This is a genomic window from Streptacidiphilus carbonis (genome assembly GCF_000787775.1).
In the GTDB taxonomy this organism is placed as follows: Bacteria; Actinomycetota; Actinomycetes; order Streptomycetales; family Streptomycetaceae; genus Streptacidiphilus; species Streptacidiphilus carbonis.
In genome coordinates, this window is sequence record NZ_BBPM01000004.1 from 148,446 (window position 1) to 166,321 (window position 17,876).

The 17,876-nt window shown below is 71.3% G+C and carries 13 protein-coding genes; 7 read left to right on the forward strand and 6 right to left on the reverse strand.

Features of this window, described 5'->3' with window-relative positions; translation table 11 throughout:
* Positions 1 to 110 precede the first annotated feature (110 nt).
* The 3 genes from TR46_RS04695 to TR46_RS04705 all read right to left on the reverse strand — a co-directional run bounded on the left by TR46_RS04695 (position 111) and on the right by TR46_RS04705 (position 3,964).
* Entirely contained in the window at positions 111 to 1,304 is a 1,194-nt protein-coding gene (locus TR46_RS04695; protein ID WP_042393861.1) for an RtcB family protein, read from the reverse strand.
* 373 nt (positions 1,305 to 1,677) lie between these two features.
* Entirely contained in the window at positions 1,678 to 3,207 is a 1,530-nt protein-coding gene (locus tag TR46_RS04700; protein ID WP_042393863.1) for an MFS transporter, read from the reverse strand.
* 85 nt (positions 3,208 to 3,292) lie between these two features.
* A complete protein-coding gene (locus TR46_RS04705; protein WP_042393866.1) occupies positions 3,293 to 3,964 on the reverse strand; it encodes a TetR/AcrR family transcriptional regulator in 672 nt (223 codons plus the stop codon).
* Positions 3,965 to 4,185: 221 nt separating this feature from the next.
* On the opposite strand from TR46_RS04705, the gene TR46_RS04710 reads away from it, so the two are divergent.
* Complete coding sequence (locus tag TR46_RS04710; RefSeq protein WP_052432540.1) at positions 4,186 to 5,478, forward strand: MFS transporter; 1,293 nt, start codon at positions 4,186 to 4,188, stop codon at positions 5,476 to 5,478.
* 125 nt (positions 5,479 to 5,603) lie between these two features.
* A complete protein-coding gene (locus TR46_RS04715) occupies positions 5,604 to 6,887 on the forward strand; it encodes an MFS transporter (protein WP_042393867.1) in 1,284 nt (427 codons plus the stop codon).
* Here TR46_RS04715 and TR46_RS04720 read toward each other — a convergent pair.
* On the reverse strand, positions 6,828 to 8,213 hold the full coding sequence (locus TR46_RS04720; RefSeq protein ID WP_042393870.1) for a M16 family metallopeptidase: 1,386 nt from the start codon (positions 8,211 to 8,213) through the stop codon (positions 6,828 to 6,830). The two genes, TR46_RS04715 and TR46_RS04720, sit on opposite strands and share 60 nt — an antisense overlap.
* Positions 8,210 to 9,559, reverse strand: coding sequence for a M16 family metallopeptidase (locus tag TR46_RS04725; RefSeq protein WP_042394155.1), 1,350 nt, complete (start codon positions 9,557 to 9,559; stop codon positions 8,210 to 8,212). Before TR46_RS04725 ends, TR46_RS04720 begins: the two co-directional genes overlap by 4 nt.
* 262 nt (positions 9,560 to 9,821) lie before the next feature.
* Between TR46_RS04725 and TR46_RS04730 the strand changes: the two genes are divergently transcribed.
* From TR46_RS04730 to TR46_RS04740, 3 genes are all read left to right on the forward strand, one after another.
* Positions 9,822 to 12,278, forward strand: a complete 2,457-nt coding sequence (locus tag TR46_RS04730; protein ID WP_042393873.1) for a DNA gyrase/topoisomerase IV subunit A — start codon at positions 9,822 to 9,824, stop codon at positions 12,276 to 12,278.
* 334 nt (positions 12,279 to 12,612) lie between these two features.
* Complete coding sequence (locus TR46_RS04735) at positions 12,613 to 13,314, forward strand: DUF6082 family protein (protein ID WP_052432541.1); 702 nt, start codon at positions 12,613 to 12,615, stop codon at positions 13,312 to 13,314.
* A 108-nt stretch (positions 13,315 to 13,422) separates the two neighbouring features.
* Positions 13,423 to 13,659, forward strand: a complete 237-nt coding sequence (locus TR46_RS04740) for a hypothetical protein (protein ID WP_042393878.1) — start codon at positions 13,423 to 13,425, stop codon at positions 13,657 to 13,659.
* A gap of 7 nt (positions 13,660 to 13,666) precedes the next feature.
* Here the strand turns inward: TR46_RS04740 and TR46_RS04745 are convergent, their stop codons facing one another.
* Positions 13,667 to 15,190 (reverse strand): IucA/IucC family protein, encoded by a 1,524-nt coding sequence (locus tag TR46_RS04745; protein ID WP_042393881.1) that lies wholly within the window; start codon positions 15,188 to 15,190, stop codon positions 13,667 to 13,669.
* Positions 15,191 to 15,247: 57 nt separating this feature from the next.
* Here TR46_RS04745 and TR46_RS04750 point away from each other — a divergent pair, with 57 nt between their 5' ends.
* Both TR46_RS04750 and TR46_RS04755 read left to right on the forward strand, forming a co-directional pair.
* Complete coding sequence (locus TR46_RS04750) at positions 15,248 to 16,801, forward strand: IucA/IucC family protein (protein WP_042393883.1); 1,554 nt, start codon at positions 15,248 to 15,250, stop codon at positions 16,799 to 16,801.
* Between the two features lie 101 nt (positions 16,802 to 16,902).
* Positions 16,903 to 17,859, forward strand: coding sequence for a ferredoxin family protein (locus TR46_RS04755; protein WP_042393887.1), 957 nt, complete (start codon positions 16,903 to 16,905; stop codon positions 17,857 to 17,859).
* Positions 17,860 to 17,876 lie beyond the last annotated feature (17 nt).

The window sequence follows — 17,876 nt, forward strand, 5'->3', positions numbered from 1 at the left end:
CCACCCCCCCGCCGCCGTGGAGGCCGCCCTCCCCCCAGCCCTGGACACCGCCCTAACCCCGAACTCCCCCGACACCACCCCGCTGCGCCGCCTCCTCGCACCCGACGACGTCAGCCCTTGACGCAGACGACCTGCTTGAGCTGGGCAACTACCTCGACCAGGTCGGTCTGCTGGGACATGACCTTCTCGATCGGCTTGTAGGCCCCCGGGATCTCGTCCACGACACCGGAGTCCTTACGGCACTCCACGCCCCGGGTCTGCTCCTCAAGGTCCCGCACGCCGAACTTCTTCTTCGCAGCCGTACGGCTCATCTTGCGGCCGGCGCCGTGCGAAGCCGAGTTGAACGCGGCCGCGTTGCCGAGGCCCTTGACGATGTACGAACCGGTGCCCATCGAACCCGGGATGATCCCGAAGTCCCCCGAGCCGGCCCGGATCGCCCCCTTACGGGTGACCAGCAGGTCCTGGCCCTCGTAGCGCTCCTCGCTCACATAGTTGTGGTGGCAGGAGATGACCGGGTCGAAGGTGACCTTGGCCCGGCTGAACTCCTTGCGGAGCACATCCTGGAACATGGCCATCATCACGGCGCGGTTGAGCTTGGCGTACTCCTGCGCCCAGAACAGGTCCTGGCGGTAGTCCTGCATCTGGGGGGTGTCCGCGATGAAGACCGCCAGGTCGCGGTCGACCAGGCCCTGGTTGTGGGGCAGGCCGTGGGCGATGCCCATGTGGTGCTCCGCCAGTTCCTTGCCGATGTTGCGGGAGCCCGAGTGCAGCATCAGCCATACCGAACCGAACTTGTCCGTACAAACCTCGATGAAGTGATTCCCCGACCCGAGCGTCCCCATCTGCTGCATCGCCCGCTCGCGACGCCACTTCACCGCGTCCGCGACGCCGTCGAAGCGGGACCAGAAGTCGTTCCAGCCGGCGGTCGGGAAGCCGTGGAGCTTGCCCGGGTCGACGGGGTCGGTGTGCAGACCGCGGCCGACCGGGATGGCCTGCTCGATCTTCGAACGGAGCCGGCCGAGGTTGTCGGGCAGGTCGCGGGCGGTGAGCGAGGTCTTGACCGCGCTCATCCCGCAGCCGATGTCGACGCCGACCGCGGCCGGGCAGACCGCGCCCTTCATCGCGATGACGGAACCGACGGTGGCCCCCTTGCCGAGGTGCACGTCCGGCATCACGGCAAGGCCGGCGATCCAGGGCAGCGACGAGATGTTCCGCAGCTGCTGCATGGCCTGGCCCTCGACCGTGGCCGGATCGGTCCACATCCGGATCGGGATCCGGACGCCGGGTACTTCGGTGTACGACATGACTTGATCGACCTCCGCGGTCGGGGAGAGTTGAGACTATGTCAGATGTGCGTCCTCGCAAGGACGCAGGCAGGTACCGGCTAGCGCCTGGTACAGGCAGTGGAGGGGCGTCGCCCGGGGGAGGAGCAGGCGCCGACGCGCCCGCGAATCGACTCGACCCGCATGGTGACCGCCTCCTCTCCACTGCCCACGGACCGGCGGTGGTGCCGGTCGCAGGACCTATCTAGCCATGGTCGACCACCGGCGCGCAAAAGGATTTCGGGTCGGGAACGCGGAAACGCAGCGGCCCCCGCCTCGACGTACGAGGCGGGGGCCGCTGCGTGTTGCGGTACTGCTGACCCGGCGTCAGCCGAGTGGTTTCAGCCGACCGGTGTCAGTGGGCGATCATCGGGATGGAGGCCTCGCCGATCTCCTCGCCCGCTCCGCCGGCCGGCGGGGCGACCGCGTCGCGCCCGGCGGTGACCAGGGTGGCGACGATGACGGCGGAGACGACCAGGATGCCGACGGCGAACCAGATCGCCATCACGTAGCCGTGCACCTGGGCCTGGGCCGCCAGCGCCGGGTGGGTCGCCACGCCATGCGACTTGCCCCAGCTGGTGGTGGCGTTGACGGCGATGGTGCTCAGCAGCGCCGTACCGATGGAGCCGCCGATCTGCTGCGAGGTGTTGATCATCGCCGAGGCGACACCGGCGTCACGCGGGGCGATCTTGTAGGTGGCCAGGCTCATGGCGGGCATGAACGCGGTACCCATACCGAGGCCCAGCAGCAGGAAGCCGGGGAGCAGCGTTCCGGCGTAGGAGCTGTTGACCGAGAGCTGGGTGAGGATCAGCATGCCGATCGCCGCGACCACGAAGCCGGGGCCCATCAGCAGCCGGGCCGGGACCCGGTTCATCAGCCGGGCGCCGATCTGGGTGGATCCGATGATCATGCCGGCGATCATCGGCAGGAACGCCACACCGGTCATGACCGGCGAGTAGTTCTTGACCAGCTGCAGGTAGTAGGTCAGGAAGAGGAACAGGCCGAACATGCCGATCACGGCCAGGCCCAGCGAGAGGTAGACGCCGCCGCGATTGCGGTTGGTGATGACCCGGAGCGGCAGCAGCGGGGCCTTGACCCTGCTCTCGACGAAGACGAAGGCGGCGAGAAGCACGGCGGAGGCGATGAACATGCCGATGGTGATGGGCGCGCCCCAGCCGTCACCGGGGGTGGAGGCCTTGGTGAAGCCGTAGACCAGGGCGACCAGTCCGGTGGTGGCGAGCAGGACGCCGGGGATGTCGAGGCGGTCGCGGTTGCGGCCCTCCTCGCGCTCGTGGATGTAGAGCACCGCTCCTGCGGCCGCGACGATCGCGAAGGCGATGTTCACGAACAGGGCCCAGCGCCAGTTGACGTACTGGGTGAGCACGCCGCCGAGGATCAGGCCGACGGCGCCACCGGCGCCGGCGATGGCACCGAAGATGCCGAACGCCTGTGCGCGCTCCTTGGCCTCGGTGAAGGTGACGGCGAGCAGGGACAGGGCGGCGGGCGCGAGCAGCGCGCCGAATATGCCCTGCAGGGCGCGGGCGCCGAGCAGCATGCCTTCGTTGACGGCGGCGCCGCCCAGGGCCGAGGCGGCGGCGAAGCCGATCAGGCCGGTGATGAAGGCGCGCTTGCGTCCCCACAGGTCGGAGATGCGGCCACCGAAGAGCAGCAGGCCGCCGAAGGCGAGGCTGTAGGCGGTGATCACCCATTGCCGGTTGGCGTCGGAGATGTGCAGGTCCGCCTGGGCGTGGGGCAGAGCGATGTTCACGACGGTGGCGTCTAGAACGACCATCAGCTGGGCGATGGCGATGAAGGCGAGCGCCTTCCAGCGCTGCGGGTCCGGTTCGAGGCTGGCGGGCTGGGCCGCCTGGTCTGTCTTGGGCATGACTTTTCCCATGGCTAAGTAGGCATGTCTGAGGGACGTCGGTGCTGTGGCTGTCGTGCTGCTGTACGTACGGCTCAGCAAGTGGTCAGTGCTGCGGGTCCGTCACGACGACACCACGGTCGCGGAGGTCCTGCAGGGTGGCTGCGTGTCCCGGGAGGACGGAGCGCTTCGGTGCGCGCAGTCCGTCCAGGACGAGCTGGATGTGCCGGTGGACGAATGGGAGGTGGTGGATCGGGTCGACCCCCGGCAGCGGCCGGGCGATCTGGGAGGCGAGGATCATGACGTCGCCGGGCCCGACGTCGTCACGCAGCGTGCCGTCCGCATAGCCGGCGGCGAAGACACCCTCGACCACGTTGTCGAGGCGGTTGCGGGCGACGAGGAGTTCTGGGTCCTCGACGTCCATCCACTCCGAGAACATCGGGCAGAGGGCGCCCACTTTCCACTCCACCGCGCCGTGGACGATCTCTTCGAGCGCCGTGAAGGCGTCGGGGGCGGCGGCGGCGATCGCCTCCGCCTCCGTGGCGATGGTGCCGATGACGGAGAGGACGACGCTGCGGGCGAGCTCGCGGCGGTCCGGGAAGTGTCGGTAGAGCGTGGCATTGCCGATGCCGGCCCTGCGGGCGATCTCGTCCAGCGGTACGTCAGCCCCGAACTCGACGAACGCCTCCTGCGCGGCGGCGACGATGCGCTCGCGGTTGCGGGTGGCGTCGGCGCGCAGACGGGGTGTGCCTGGCTTGACGGCGGTCCTGCCGACCATGATGGCGCTCCTCTGTCTGCTCGGGTCCTGAGTGGACGGTGATCAACGAACCGGGGATTCCCTCCCCGCTTCGTTCAGTCAATCAGCTAAACGGGGAGCAGCTCCCCGGAAATCCCGCTCGGGGGTGTGACCTGAGTCACATTCACAGCTGTCTCATATCTCGATCGCGCAGTCCGCCTGCTGGACGATAAGGTGCAGCCGACTCGGGGAGGTCCAGACCAATGGTGGCAGAGGCGACAGCGGCGGCCGACATGCCCACCGGGGTGGGAGCGACCCTGACCCGAATCGGCCGGGTGCTGCGCCGCCGGGACTTCCGCTGGTGGTTCGGCAGCCAGGTGCTCGGCGCCTCCGGCGCCGCCACCCAGGCGGTGGCGCTGTCCTGGGTGGTGCTGCAGAGCACCGGCAACGCCTTCTGGCTCAGTGTGATGACCACCTGCACCTGGGGGCCGATGCTGGCGCTCGGCCCCTGGGCCGGGTCGCTGGTGGACCGCCACGACCGTCGGCAGATCCTGCTGGTGACCCAGTCGCTGCTGCTGGTCGGCAGTGTGGCCCTGGGGGTGCTGGTCGCCGTCTCCCAGCTGCCGTTGTGGATCGTGCTGGGGATGTCGCTGCTGGCCGGATCGGTCACCGCGGTCGACGCCCCGGCCCGGCAGGTCTACATCGTCGATCTGGTGGGCCGGGAAGGGGTGGCCAGCGCGGTCGGGCTCTGGGAGGTCGTGATCAACTCCTCCCGGGTGCTCGGCCCCGCCGTCGGCGGGCTGCTGCTGGCCACGGCCGGCCCGGCCTGGTGCTTCCTGGTCAACGGCCTGACCTTTCTCGGCCCGCTTCTGGTGCTGTGGCGGCTCCAGCCGCAGTCCCATGAGGTGCGGGTACGCGCCCCGAAGCAGCCCGGAGCGATCCGCTCGGGCCTGCGGTACGGCTGGCGCACCCCCGTGGTGCGGGCCTGCCTGCCGATGGCCGCCGCCAGCGGCATGCTCTTCACCATGGGCATCGCGCTCACCCCGCTGGCGACCCGGTCACTGCACCTGGGCGGCGGCGGGTACGGGGCGCTGATGGCGATGTTCGGCATCGGCGCCCTGCCCGGGGCACTGCTGGCGGCCGGCACCAGCGCCCCGACCGGTACCCGGGTCCGGTCCCTCTGTGTGGCCACCGGGGCGTCCGTACTGGTGGTCGCCTGGTCCCCCGACCTGGTGCTGACCTTCGCCGCGATGGCACTGACCGGCTTCACCTCGATCTGGTTCATCGCCACCGCCAACACCCTGGTGCAGCTGCGCACCGAGCCGGGGATGCTGGGCCGGGTGATGGGCCTGTGGAGCATGGCGCTGCCGGGCGCCACGACGGTCACCGGCTTCCTGATCTCCGGTGTCGTGGAGAGCCTCGGCGCCCGGGCCGGCTTCTCCTGCTCGGGCGTGGCCCTGCTGCTCTCCGCGCTACTGGGCTGGCGCGCGCTCGCCCAGCGCAGTGTCGACCGACCTGCCGACACCCCCTTGCCGACCACGGCCGGCCCGCACTAGCGTCACCGCCATGCATCTCTCCGGACCGCACTAGACGCACCCGCGGACCGCCCGGCGCCGTCGACGGCCGGGCGGCACTTCAGCGAACCGTCCAGCCGTCCGTGCGTCCGAGTCCGGAGAACCCCATGTCACGCCCTGTCAGGGGCGGCGCCTCCTATCGCGCCGTCCTCGCCCTTCCGCACGCCCGCAGTCTGTTCGGCGCCGCCATGCTCGCGCGGCTCTGCTACGGGGTGCTCCCCCTGCCACTGCTGCTGACGCTCCGTCAAGCCACCGGCTCCTACGCCGCGGCGGGGACCGCCGTCGGCCTGTTCGGCCTGCTGGCGGCGCTGCTCGGCCCGGCGAGGGCACGCCTGGTCGAACGGCGGCCCGGCACGCTGCTGCTGCTCGCCGGGGCCTACGCCGCCCTGCTCGCGACCGTCTCCGTGATCGGCCGGACCGGGGCCGAGTCATGGGTCGCGATCACCCTGGCCGGCCTCACCGGTCTCGTCCCACCCCCGGTCGGACCGCTGATGCGGGTGCTGTGGGGGACGCTCGCCACCGATCCCGGACTCCGGCAGCGCGCGCTCGGTCTGGACACCGTGTCCGAGTCCGCGGTCTTCGCCGCGGGACCGGCCATCGGCGGGACACTGATCGCCGCCGCCTCGGCGCCGGTGGCACTGGCGGCCTGCGCCGGCCTGGTGCTCGCCGGCTTCGCGGCGCTGGCGGCCGCGATCCGCCGCGCCCCGGCCCGGCTGCACCCCACCACCGGGTCGGCCCGGCGCGGCCGTGGCCACCACCTGCTGCGCACGCCCGGATTCGCCGCCGTACTGCTGGTGGTCCTCGGCTCGGCCTGCGCCGTCGCCGCGCTGGAGATCGGCGCCGTCGCCGTCTGGGGTGCGGGACGCACCGGCGCTCTGCTCACCGGGTACTCGGTCGCCGGTGTCGTCGGCGGACTGGCCTACGCACGGCGCAGTTGGCGCTCCTCGCCGGCCCGGCGGATGGTGCTGCTCGGCGCGGTCGGCGCGGTGTGCTTCGCGCTGCCGGTGCTGGTGCCGTCGGCAGGGGTGGGCGCGGTCGCCTTCCTCGGGATCGGGATCTGCGAGGACGCACAACTGGTGACGGCCTACCTGGTGGTGGACGCGACGGTGGCCGACGGTGCGCGGATGGAGGCCGGCGCCTGGGTGAACACGGTCTTCAACCTCGGGTCGGCGCTGGGATCGGCCTGTGCCGGGGCGCTGCTGGACCGCTCCGGCCCGGGCGCGGTGTTCCTCGCCGCCGCCGCAGTGGCCGGGGCGGCAGTCTGCGCCGCGGCGGCGGGCGGACGTAGTGGAACCGTCCGCCCGCCGGTCCTGCCGGGCAGCGGGTCGGGGTCAGGCGTGGACGACGGTGATCTCGCCCAGGCCGAGGGACTTGAGGGGTTCGGCGATTGAGGCGGCGTCACCCACCAGGACGGTGACCAGGCGGTCCGGGGGGAAGGCCGCGACCACGGCGGCGGTGGCCTCGGCCGTGGTGGTCTCGGCCAGCCGGCGGTAGACCTGCGCCTGGTAGTCGTCCGGCAGCGACTGCTCCACCTGGTCGGCCAGGGTGGAGCAGACCGCCGAGGCGGTCTCGTAGCGCAGCGGGGCCACACCGACCAGGTTCTGCACCGCGATGTCGCGCTCCTCGTCGGTGAGCCCCTCGGCGGCCAGGGTGCGCAGGATGGTCCAGGTGTCCGCGAGCGCGGGGGCGGTGGACTCGGTGTCCACCGAGCCGGAGATCGCCAGCATGGCCCGGCCGGAGCCGTCCGCCGCCGAGCGCAGCGGCTGGGCGAAGGCCCTGACCCCGTAGGTGTAACCCTTCTCCTCGCGCAGCACCCGGTCCAGCCGTGAGGTGAGGGTGCCGCCGAGGCAGTAGGTGCCCAGGGTCTGCGCGGCCCAGTCGGGGTGGTGCCGGTCCGGGCCGATCCGGCCGATGAGCAGCTGGGTCTGCACCGCGCCGGGCCGGTCCACGATGATCACCCGGCCGTGGTCGTCCGCCGTGACCGGCTCGGGGACGGAGGCGGCGCGGGCGTCGCCGGTCCAGGCGCCGAGGGTGGCGGCGAGGACGGCGTCGAAGTCCACCGCGGCGAAGTCGCCGACGATGACGGCGGTCGCGGTGGCCGGGCGGACGTGCGCCGCGTAGAAGGCGGCGACGGCGGCCCGGTCAAGGCCCTTGACGGTGTCGGCGGTGCCGGCCCGCGGCCGGGAGATCCGGTCCGCCGCGTCGAACAGGTTCGCGTACAGGGCGAAGGCGGCGCGACGGCTCGGGTTGGCGAGCTCGTGCACGATCTCGTCCAGACGGTTGGCGACCACCCGTTCGATCTCGTCGGCCGGCAGCGCCGGCGCCCGGACCGCCTCGGCCAGCAGGGTGAGCCCGCGTTCCAGCCGGGAGGCCGGCACCTCCAGCGACAGCCGCAGGCTGGTGTGGTCGGCGTGGGCGTCCAGGGTGGCGCCGGCCCGCTCCAGCTCGCCGGCGAACTCCTCGGCGGTCAGGCTCTCGGTGCCCTCGGAGAACGAGCGGGCCAGGATGGTGGCCACCCCGTCCTGGCCGGCCGGCTCGGCCGACAGCGGGGCGTCGATCAGCAGGTCGACGGCGACCAGTTTCTGCCCGGGGCGGTCGCAGCGCAGCACGGTCAGACCGTTGGGCAGGGTGCTGCGGGTCGGCGCGGGGAAGGCCCAGGGGGTGGCCTGGCCCGGCTCGGGGCGCGGGTGGAACGTCATGGCGGGCTCGATGGTCATGCGGTCACATCCTGGTCAGCGGCGTCGGACGCGTCGGTGTCGGTGTCCTTGTCGACGGCGGGCTCGTAGGTCAGCACGGCCCGGTTCTCCGGCGTCAGGTACCTGGCGGCGACGGCCCGCACCTCCTCCGCGGTCACGTCCAGGACCTTGGCCAGCGCGTTGTTCAGCAGCTTCGGGTCGCCGAACAGCACGGCGTAGCGGCACAGTTCGTCGGCCCGCCCGTTGACGGTGTCCAGCCGGTCGAGCCACTCCCGTTCGATCTGCGCCTGGGCGCGCTCCAACTCCTCGGGCGTGGGGCCCTCCTCGGCGAAGCGGGCGATCTCCTCGTCCACGGCCGCCTCGACGGTGGCGATGGCGGCCTCGCCGGAGGTCTTGGAGTCCAGCCAGCCGAGCGAGGGCGCCCCGGACAGCCGCAGCAGGCCGAAGCCCGCGGTGACGGCGGTGCGGTCGCGGCGGACCAGCCGGTTGTAGAGTCTGCTGGAGTCGCCGGAGCCGAGCACGGTGAGCGCCAGATCGGCGGCGTCGGCCTCCCGGGTGCCGTCGGCGGGCAGCAGGTAGGCGGCCATCAGCGCCTGCGAGGGGACCTCCTCGACCAGGTGCTGGCGCAGCACGGCGCCGGGCTCGCGGCTGACGGTGCGTCCGTCCCGCGGCGGGCGCTTGCCGTCGTGTGCGGGGATGCTGCCGAAGTACTTCCGGATCCAGGCCAGGGTCTGCTCCGGGTCGATGTCGCCGACCACGGACAGCACCGCGTTGTTGGGCGCGTAGTAGGTGCGGAAGAAGTCCTGGGCGTCGGCGAGCGTGGCCGCGTCCAGATCGGCCATCGAGCCGATCGGGGTGTGGTGGTAGGGGTGGCCGTCCGGGAAGGCCATACCGACCAGGCGCTCGAAGGCGGTGCCGTAGGGGACGTTGTCGTAGCGCTGGCGGCGCTCGTTCTTGACCACGGCGCGCTGGTTGTCCAGGCCGGTCAGGTCCAGTGCGGACAGCAGCGAGCCCATCCGGTCCGCCTCCAGCCACAGGGCCAGCTCGACCTGGTGGGCGGGCATGGTCTCGAAGTAATTGGTCCGTTCGAAGCTGGTGGTGCCGTTGAGGGAGCCGCCGGCCCCCTGGACCAGCTCGAAGTGGCCGTTGCCGGGGACCGACGCGGAACCCTGGAACATCAGGTGTTCGAACAGGTGCGCAAGACCGGTGCGGCCGGCCACCTCGTGCCGTGAGCCGACGTCGTACCAGAGGCATACGGCGGCGACCGGGGTGAGATGGTCCTCCGAGAGCACCACCCGTAGTCCGTTGGCCAGGGTGTGCTCGCTGATGACGAATCCGTCGGTGGTGCTGGGGGCCGTGTGGGCCATCCGCTCCTCGTCCTTCCGGTCGGTCGCTGTGCTGATCTGACGGGTACTGCTCTGGCGGGTACTGCTCTGGCGGGTACTGCCGGTCCGGTCCGGACACCGCGCTGCCCGGTCCGGCTCCATTGTGATGCAACGCGCAGGGGCTCCGAAGTGTGCTCCTGTTCGCTGCGGGCGTGGCCTCGGCGCGGCGCTGTCGGTGCCAGGGTCCACAATGGGGTGCCCGTACTGGAACAGAACTAGCAAATGGCAAGGGAGCCCCGCCGCGATGGCCCGCCGCAGTTCGCATACCCCACCGCCCGAGGATTTCGAGGAGCGGATCCTCGACATCGATGTCGTGGACGAGATGCAGGGCTCCTTCCTGGAGTACGCCTACTCCGTGATCTACTCCCGCGCCCTGCCCGACGCGCGGGACGGCCTGAAGCCCGTGCACCGCCGGGTGCTCTACCAGGCCAACGAGATGGGCCTGCGCCCCGACCGCTCCCATGTGAAGAGTGCCCGCGTGGTCGGCGAGGTGATGGGCCGGCTGCACCCGCACGGCGACGCCTCCATCTACGACACCCTGGTGCGGATGGCCCAGCCGTTCTCCATGCGGCTGCCGCTGATCGACGGTCACGGCAACTTCGGCTCGCTCGGCAACGACGACCCGCCGGCCGCCATGCGCTACACCGAGTCCCGGCTGACCGCCGCCTCGATGGCGATGGTGGAGTCGATCGACGAGGACACCGTCGACTTCGCACCCAACTACGACGGCAGCGAGCAGGAGCCCGGGGTCCTCCCGTCCGCCTTCCCCAATCTGCTGGTGAACGGCGCGACCGGGATCGCGGTCGGCATGGCGACCAATATGCCGCCGCACAACCTCGGCGAGGTGGTGTCCGCCGCCCGGCATCTGATCAGGCATCCGAACGCCGACCTGGACGCGCTGATGCGCTTCATCCCCGGCCCCGACCTGCCGACCGGCGGCCGGATCGTGGGGCTGAGCGGGATCAGGGACGCCTACGAGAGCGGTCGCGGCACCTTCAAGATCCGGGCCAAGGTGTCCGTCGAGGACGTCACCCCGCGCCGCAAGGGCCTGGTGGTGACCGAGCTCCCGTACAACGTCGGGCCCGAGAAGGTCATCTCCAAGATCAAGGACCTGGTCAACGCCAAGAAGCTCCAGGGCGTCTCCGACATCAAGGACCTGACGGACCGCTCGCACGGGCTGCGGCTGGTCATCGAGGTCAAGAACGGCTTCGTCCCCGAGGCACTGCTGGAGCAGCTCTACCGGTTGACGCCGATGGAGGAGTCCTTCGGCATCAACAACGTCGCACTGGTGGACGGGCAGCCGCTGACGCTCGGCCTGAAGGAGCTGCTGGAGGTCTATGTCGACCACCGCTTCGAGGTGGTCCGGCGGCGTTCCGACTTCCGCCGCCGCAAGCGCCAGGAGCGGCTGCACCTGGTCGAGGGCCTGCTGGTGGCGCTGCTGGACATCGACGAGGTCATCGCGATCATCCGGGCCAGCGACAACACCGCGATGGCCAAGGAGCGCCTGATGGAGCGCTTCTCGCTGTCGGAGACGCAGACCGTCTACATCCTGGACACCCCGCTGCGCCGGCTCACCCGCTTCGACCAGGTCGAGCTGGAGGCCGAGCAGGACAAGCTGCACAACGAGATCCAGGCGCTGACCGAGATCCTGGAGTCGGACACGGTGCTGCGCAAGGTCGTCTCCGACGAGCTGGCGGCGGTCGCCAAGAAGTTCGGCACCGAGCGGCGCACCGTGCTGCTGGAGGCCGGCGCCGTACCGACGGCTGCGGTACCGCTGGAGGTCGCCGACGACCCCTGCCGAGTTCTGCTGTCCTCGACCGGGCTGCTGGCCCGGACCGCGGACACGGTACAGGCGGTCGACTCCGAGAGCGGCCGGGCCAGGCACGACGTGATCGTCTCGGCCGTGGCCGCCACCGCGCGGGCCGACATCGGGGCGGTCACCACGGCGGGGCGGGTGCTGCGGCTGCCGGTGATCGACCTGCCGTCGCTGCCGCCCAGCTCGACCACGCCGACGCTGTCCGGGGGCGCCCCGGTGTCCGAGTTCCTGAAGCTGGACGCGGGTGAGCGGGTGCTGGCGCTGACCACGTTGGACGAGTCCTCGCCAGGCCTAGCCCTCGGCACTGCGCAGGGCGTGGTCAAGCGGGTGGTTCCGGACTGGCCGGAGAACAAGGACGAGTTCGAGGTCATCGGCCTCAAGGAGGGCGACCGGCTGGTCGGCGCGGTGGAGTTGCGCAGCGGCGAGGAGGACCTCGTGTTCATCACCTCCGACGCCCAACTGCTGCGGTTCCAGGCCTCGCAGGTCCGTCCGCAGGGGCGGCCGGCCGGCGGCATGGCCGGCATCAAGCTGGCCGACGACGCTTCGGTGCTCTCGTTCACGGCGGTGGACCCGTCCGGCGAGGGCGTGGTGGTGACCGTCGCGGGCTCCTCCTCGGACACCCTGGAGGGGCTGGGCGGCCTGGGCACGGCGAAGGCGACGCCGTTCGACCAGTACCCGCGCAAGGGCAGGGCCACCGGCGGGGTGCGCTGCCAGCGCTTCCTGAAGGGCGAGGACCGGCTGGTGCTCGCCTGGGCCGGCGCGACCCCCGCTCGTGCCGCCACGGCCAACGGCTCCCCCGCGGAGCTGCCCGGCCGCGACCCCCGACGCGACGGCTCGGGCGTCCCGCTCGCCAAGGAGATCGCAGCGGTGGCCGGCCCGGCGTAGCCGCGCAGGGGCGCACCGAACGGCGTACAGAAGCACTCCGGAGGGGTGCGTCCGGACTCCCACCGTCCCGGACGCACCCCTCCGACGCACCGTCACCGGGGGTACCGCGCTGGGCCCAAGGGCTCCTGAACTGCCCAGTAGCCGCCGTTTCCAGCGCTCCCCCACGGGCATCCCAATCTATGGAGGCAACCGGGTCGTACCCACCACCCGAACGCCCGTGGCCGGCCGGCCGGCGTTGCTCGGCAGTCATGCGTACGTCCACCCAGGCGCTGTCGCGAGTCCCTGTTCGCCGATCCTGACTCCGACACGCCTCGGCACGGATCGGGGGTCCGCTGTGGAAGGCACTGGGTTCACGAGGCGCAAGGTCTGGCACCACGTCGCCGGAATCGTCATCTCACTGGTCCTGCTGGCGTTTGTCGTCGTCGCATGCGTGGCCTTGAGCGGCTGGATGAACCGCTCGGTGGAGACATACTGGGGAGGTTCCGGCCGCGCTCAGCAACTCGGCACTGTGGGACAGTACTTCGATGCCGGGAGTGCGGTCTTCTCAGGCATCGCCCTGCTCCTGGTCATCGGTACGACGGTGATGCAGCGCAAGGAGCTTGCCATGCAGCGGGATGCGCTGAGCAAGTCGCACCGGGAACTGCAACGATCAGCCGAGGCGGACCTGCGCCGACTCCACATGGAGCTGATCAAAATGGCGATCGACGACGCATCCCTGGCCGAAGTCCTGGGCCAGTACAGGTCCGATGTTCCGCATGAGCGAATCCGTCAATATTTGTATGCGAATCTCATATTCTCGCACCTTTTCCTCAATCATAAGCTGGAAGTTCACAGCGACGAGGAGTCGCTCGGGTATCTGCGCAGCATCGCCGACAGTGCGATCTTCAGAGAATACTGGCGGGAGTCACTGCCGTCTCGCACACCTCTCGCCGAGGGCTCAGCCGAACATGCGTTCGCCAAACTGGTGAACCAAGTGATATACGAGTCACCAGGGACTTCTGAGACCGGGGGTAGGGAACATACGTCAAACGAGTGAGGCGCAGTTGCGCGGGACTGGAGCTACCTGTTCAATCAGACTTCCATGCCTCGGTAACACTTTTCTGATTCCCACGGGTATCGAGAAGTCCTTCAAGGAAGATCTCCCTTGCTCATCGTACGTAGAATCGGCGCAAGCCCCCGAGAGCGCGGAAGCTCTACCGGGGCCAACTGCCCGGATATCTTCGAATTGTCGGACGGCCGCTTCGCAGTCATCGGCACGGAGATGACCAAGGAGCTGGACGAACTACTGCCCCCGGACGCGTCTCGGGCGGATTACGAGAAGATCGTCGTCATCAGTCGTGACACCCTGCTGCGGGCGAAGGCGGACATTCCTGATCTCTGACGCCGCCTCAGTCCGCCCGGAGGGGGTTGGGCAGGGGGGTGTAGGTCGAGTCGGCTCCGTCCGCGCCGGTCCAGCGGAGGAGCAGGTTGGTTTTGGCCGGGACGGTCGGGGCGGCGAGGAGGTCGCGGACTTCGGGGTGGTCGGCGTAGCGGCTGAAGACCTCGCGGGCGGTCGGCCACAGCAGGCGGCCCGAGGCCGGGCACTGCTCGGCCACCGCCCCGGCGATCTCCAGCAGATGGTTGGTCACCAGGCAGTAGACCAGCCGGTCCCAGCCGTACCCCGCGTCGACCCCGGGGGTGGGGACGTCAGGTCCCATGCTCGCGAGCAGTTCGGCGTGCCGCTGCGTCAGCAGCTTCACTCCCTCGTGGTCGCGGAAGACCGCCCGAACCGGGAGGCCGTCGGCATCCATGGCGACCAGGACGTTCTGAAGGTGGCACTCCAGTACCACCCCGTGCTGGAAGAACGCGTGCAGCACCGGCGGCACCACCTGCTCCACATACGAGCGCCACCACTCGAGGGCACGCTCCGGATCGGCGAGCCCTTCGAGCGGACTGCCGTTGAACCCCTCGCTGAGCCCGGCCGACAGCAGCGGCCTGGCCCCCGCGGTGCCGAAACCCTCCCGCACCAGCACCGCGTACGCCTCGTAGGCGTCCTCGCCGCCCAGCCTCGCGGTGCGGTACCCGCTGTCGGCCAGTACCGCGGCCCCCGCCGGGGCTTCGGCGAAGGCCTTCGCGACCACCTCGTCCACCGGCGCCAGCCAGCGCAGGTCGCGTCGCCACAGGCGGCGGATGTCATTGGTGATCCGCACGTCCAGGCTGAACTTCAGCGAGAGATCGGCCTCCGGCAGGTACACCGTGCGCACCGACGAGGTCGCCCAGGCCCGCTCGGCAGTGACCCCGAGATCGATCAACCGTCCGTCCCGCAGCCCCGGGTGGGCACCCATCAGCTCCAACTGCCAGGGGTGGGCCGGGAGCACCCGGTACCCCTGCGGCGCCCGGCCGCCCCAGAGCGCGTCCACCGCAGCGGTGTCGCCCTCGCCCGCCAGCAGGTCGTCGCGTACCCCGAGCAGCCGCAGCGGGAAGGAGGCGTACGCCTCCGGCGCGTAGGGCAGCCAGTCGCGCGGTGCTCCTCCTCCCCGGGTCTTGGCCGCCGGGTGGTAGCGGTGGCCGGCCAGCAGCGCCTGCTCGGAGCGCAGATACGGGTCGTCGGCGGGCGACGCCGCCGCGCGGGCCGTGAGCAGCGCCGCCACCACGTCACGGCTGTCGCGGATCTCCCCGCCCAGTGTGGTGTTGACCACTCCGGTGCCGGCCGTCAGCTCCCGCTCGGCCACCGCGATCAGCCCTTCGAGGTCCAGTGGGAGCCAGCCCCCAGCAGTGCGCAGCTCGGGCGCGGAGGGCCAGCGGCCAGGCGCGACACGGATCAGCACGCCGCTCGCCGGGAGCAGCAGGGTCCCGGCATCGACGCGCTGCGCCAACTCCCGGACCAGGCAGTTCAACAGACCGGTCCGGGCCACCAGATCAGCCGCACCCATACGTTCACCCTCTCCAGAGCTGCGCCCCCGCCCTGAGCTGGGGTATGACCTAGTCTCATGCATTCCGAACCACGTCCGATGGAAACCGCCTTCGCCGCCGAGCTGCGGGAGGTCCGCCCCGGGCTGGTGGCCGCCTACCAGGAGGCGCTGCCGGGCGCGCGGGCCGCGGTACTGGCCCGGCTCTGGCGCTCGCTGTGCTTCGAGGAACTGCCCGGCCTGGACCGGCGCCGACTGCGCGGACCGGTGGTGCGGCCCTATGACACCGGGGCCCCCAAGGACGAACTGACGGTGTGGGCGGACGGTTCCGAGTACTCCCATCCGGCGGCGCTGCTGGCGGCTCTGGGCATTCCCGGAAGCGCCGGCCTGATCACCGAACTGGACCACAGCACGGCCTCCACGGCGCTGTCCCGGGCCGGCGCCGCGGCAGCCGACCAGTCGGCACGAAGCGCCGACGGGCTGGTCGCCGCCGAGCAGAGCGTCGTCGACGGCCACCCCTACCACCCCTGCTGCCGCAGCCGCCCCGGCTTCAGCGTCGCCGACCAACTGGCGTACGCGCCCGAACACCACCCGGTGGTCGGCCTGCGCCTGCTCACGATCCCCACCTCGGACTGCACGGTCGTCGGCGACTGGCCCGAGGGCCTGCGGGACGGCCCGGACCGGCTGCTGCTGCCGGTCCACCCCTGGCAGGCCCGGGAGCTGCTGCCCCGCCTCGGGCTGCGCGCTGATCCGGACGCCCGGCTGCCGGCCCACCCACTGCTGTCGCTGCGGACCCTGGCGCCCGTGGCAGGCGGCGCCCACATCAAGACGGCCCTGTCGCTGCGGATGACCTCGTCGGTCCGGGACATCTCCGCCGGATCGGTGCTGGACAGCGCCCGCCTCTCCGACCTGCTGGAGATGGTGACCGGACGCCTGGACGGGCAGTTGACGGTCTCGCGCAACCTTGCGGCAGCGGCCGTCCGGGTCGACGGGACGCTCAGCCCCGCTCTGGCCGCTCTGCTGCGGGAGCCGCCCCAGGCACGGGTCGGCCCCGGCGAGCGGATCGTGCCGGTGGCGGCCCTGACCGTACCGCCGCAGCAGCAACGACCGGCGGCCTGGCTCCGCTCGCTGGCCCGGCTGCTCTGGCCGCCGCTGCTGCGGCTGCTCTCCTGGGGCGTGGCGCTGGAAGCGCACGGGCAGAACCTGCTGGTCGTGCTGGACCCGGACGGACACCCGCTGCGCCTGGTCTACCGGGACCTCGCGGACGTGCGGCTCGGTCCGCAGCGGCTGGCGTCCGTAGGGGTGAGCACCGCGGGTCTGGGGCCGCGCATCCTGGACGACGATCCGCTGACGCTGCACCGCAAGCTCTTCGGCTCCCTGGTCGGCGGCAGCCTCAGCACCCTGGTGGCGGCGTTCGGCGGCGGTGACCGCCGGGCCGAGGAGGCGCTGTGGGCCGCGGTGGCCGAGGAGGCCGAGCGCGCCGCCGACGTGCTGTGCCCGGAGGACCGGCGCGCACTGCTGCAGCAGCCGCTCCAGGTGAAGGCGCTGTGCCGGATGCGGCTCGCGGGAGCCGCCGCGGGCGACCAGTGGACCGAGCTCCCCAATCCACTCGCCCCCTTCCGTCCCTCGTACTGATCCATCTCTCGTACTGATATCCGGCCATCGAATCCGCTTCCGTCCCCCGAATGAGGACTCAGGGGGGAGAAACCAAGGCCGGTAAGGCTAACCTTGCCAGAGTGAGCACCTGCACCACCCTCTCCAGGGAACTGACCGAGCCCCTGAGCGGCACAGCCGCCGTCGGGGCCACCTGGCTCCTGCTCGAGCAGCCGGGTCCCTGGGGTGCCCGGGCGCTGACGGAGAGCCACCTGGACCCCGCGCTCGGACGGGCTCTGGAGGCCCGGGCCAAGGGGACCGGACTGCGGATCGCGCTGATCCGCCGGCCCGGACGGCACGCCGACGCCCCGCCGGCACCGTCCCGCCAGGTCTACCTCGCCCACACCCGCCCGGGCCGCTCCTGGATCCGCTCGCTGGTCCTGGACGATCCGGCCGAGCTGCTCGCTCTGGACTTCGCAGCGCTCGCGGCCGGCGACCACGGCGATTCGGGCAGCGCCTACCGGGGCGACCCGCTCGCCCTGGTGTGCACCAACGGGCGCCGGGACCGCTGCTGCGCACTGCTCGGCCGTCCGCTGGCCGCCGAACTCCAGGCCGGCGGGCATGCCCAGGTCTGGGAGGTCACCCACCTCGGCGGCCACCGCTTCTCCCCCACGATGCTGGTGCTGCCCTACGGCTACGCCTACGGGCGGATGTCCGCCCATGCCGCGAAGGACATCCTGGAGGCCACCCGGGACGGCAGGATGGTGCCGGAATGGTGCCGCGGCCGATCCTTCTGGGACCGTCCGGCCCAGGCCGCCGAACTGGCGGTGCGGGAGGCCACCGGCGAGGACGATGCCGAGGCGCTGACCATCACTCAGCACCAACTGGCCGAGGACCTCTGGTCCGTCGCGGTATCCCATACGAACGGGCGGCGCTGGGTGGTCGAGGTCCGCCGTTCCGAGGCCGGCCCCGCCCGGGCGGAGAGCTGTCTGGCCTTCCCGACCCGGCCCGACCGGTTCGAGGCGGCCCTGGTGTCCGCCGCCCCCCGATCCGGTTCCGGTCTCGACCGGTCCGAACCGGCCACCGGAGCGGCCCGCTAGGAGCTACGCTGGAATCG

What these genes read in the sequence shown, in the direction of transcription:
- TR46_RS04700 (WP_042393863.1), bottom strand. Translation starts at nt 3,207, where the DNA reads ATGCCCAAGACAGACCAGGCGGCCCAGCCCGCCAGCCTCGAACCGGAC.
- TR46_RS04745 (WP_042393881.1), bottom strand. Translation starts at nt 15,190, where the DNA reads ATGGGTGCGGCTGATCTGGTGGCCCGGACCGGTCTGTTGAACTGCCTG.
- TR46_RS04705 (WP_042393866.1), bottom strand. Translation starts at nt 3,964, where the DNA reads ATGGTCGGCAGGACCGCCGTCAAGCCAGGCACACCCCGTCTGCGCGCC.
- TR46_RS04720 (WP_042393870.1), bottom strand. Translation starts at nt 8,213, where the DNA reads ATGACCATCGAGCCCGCCATGACGTTCCACCCGCGCCCCGAGCCGGGC.
- TR46_RS04725 (WP_042394155.1), bottom strand. Translation starts at nt 9,559, where the DNA reads ATGGCCCACACGGCCCCCAGCACCACCGACGGATTCGTCATCAGCGAG.
- TR46_RS04695 (WP_042393861.1), bottom strand. Translation starts at nt 1,304, where the DNA reads ATGTCGTACACCGAAGTACCCGGCGTCCGGATCCCGATCCGGATGTGG.
- TR46_RS04715 (WP_042393867.1), top strand. Translation starts at nt 5,604, where the DNA reads ATGTCACGCCCTGTCAGGGGCGGCGCCTCCTATCGCGCCGTCCTCGCC.
- TR46_RS04730 (WP_042393873.1), top strand. Translation starts at nt 9,822, where the DNA reads ATGGCCCGCCGCAGTTCGCATACCCCACCGCCCGAGGATTTCGAGGAG.
- TR46_RS04750 (WP_042393883.1), top strand. Translation starts at nt 15,248, where the DNA reads ATGCATTCCGAACCACGTCCGATGGAAACCGCCTTCGCCGCCGAGCTG.
- TR46_RS04710 (WP_052432540.1), top strand. Translation starts at nt 4,186, where the DNA reads ATGGTGGCAGAGGCGACAGCGGCGGCCGACATGCCCACCGGGGTGGGA.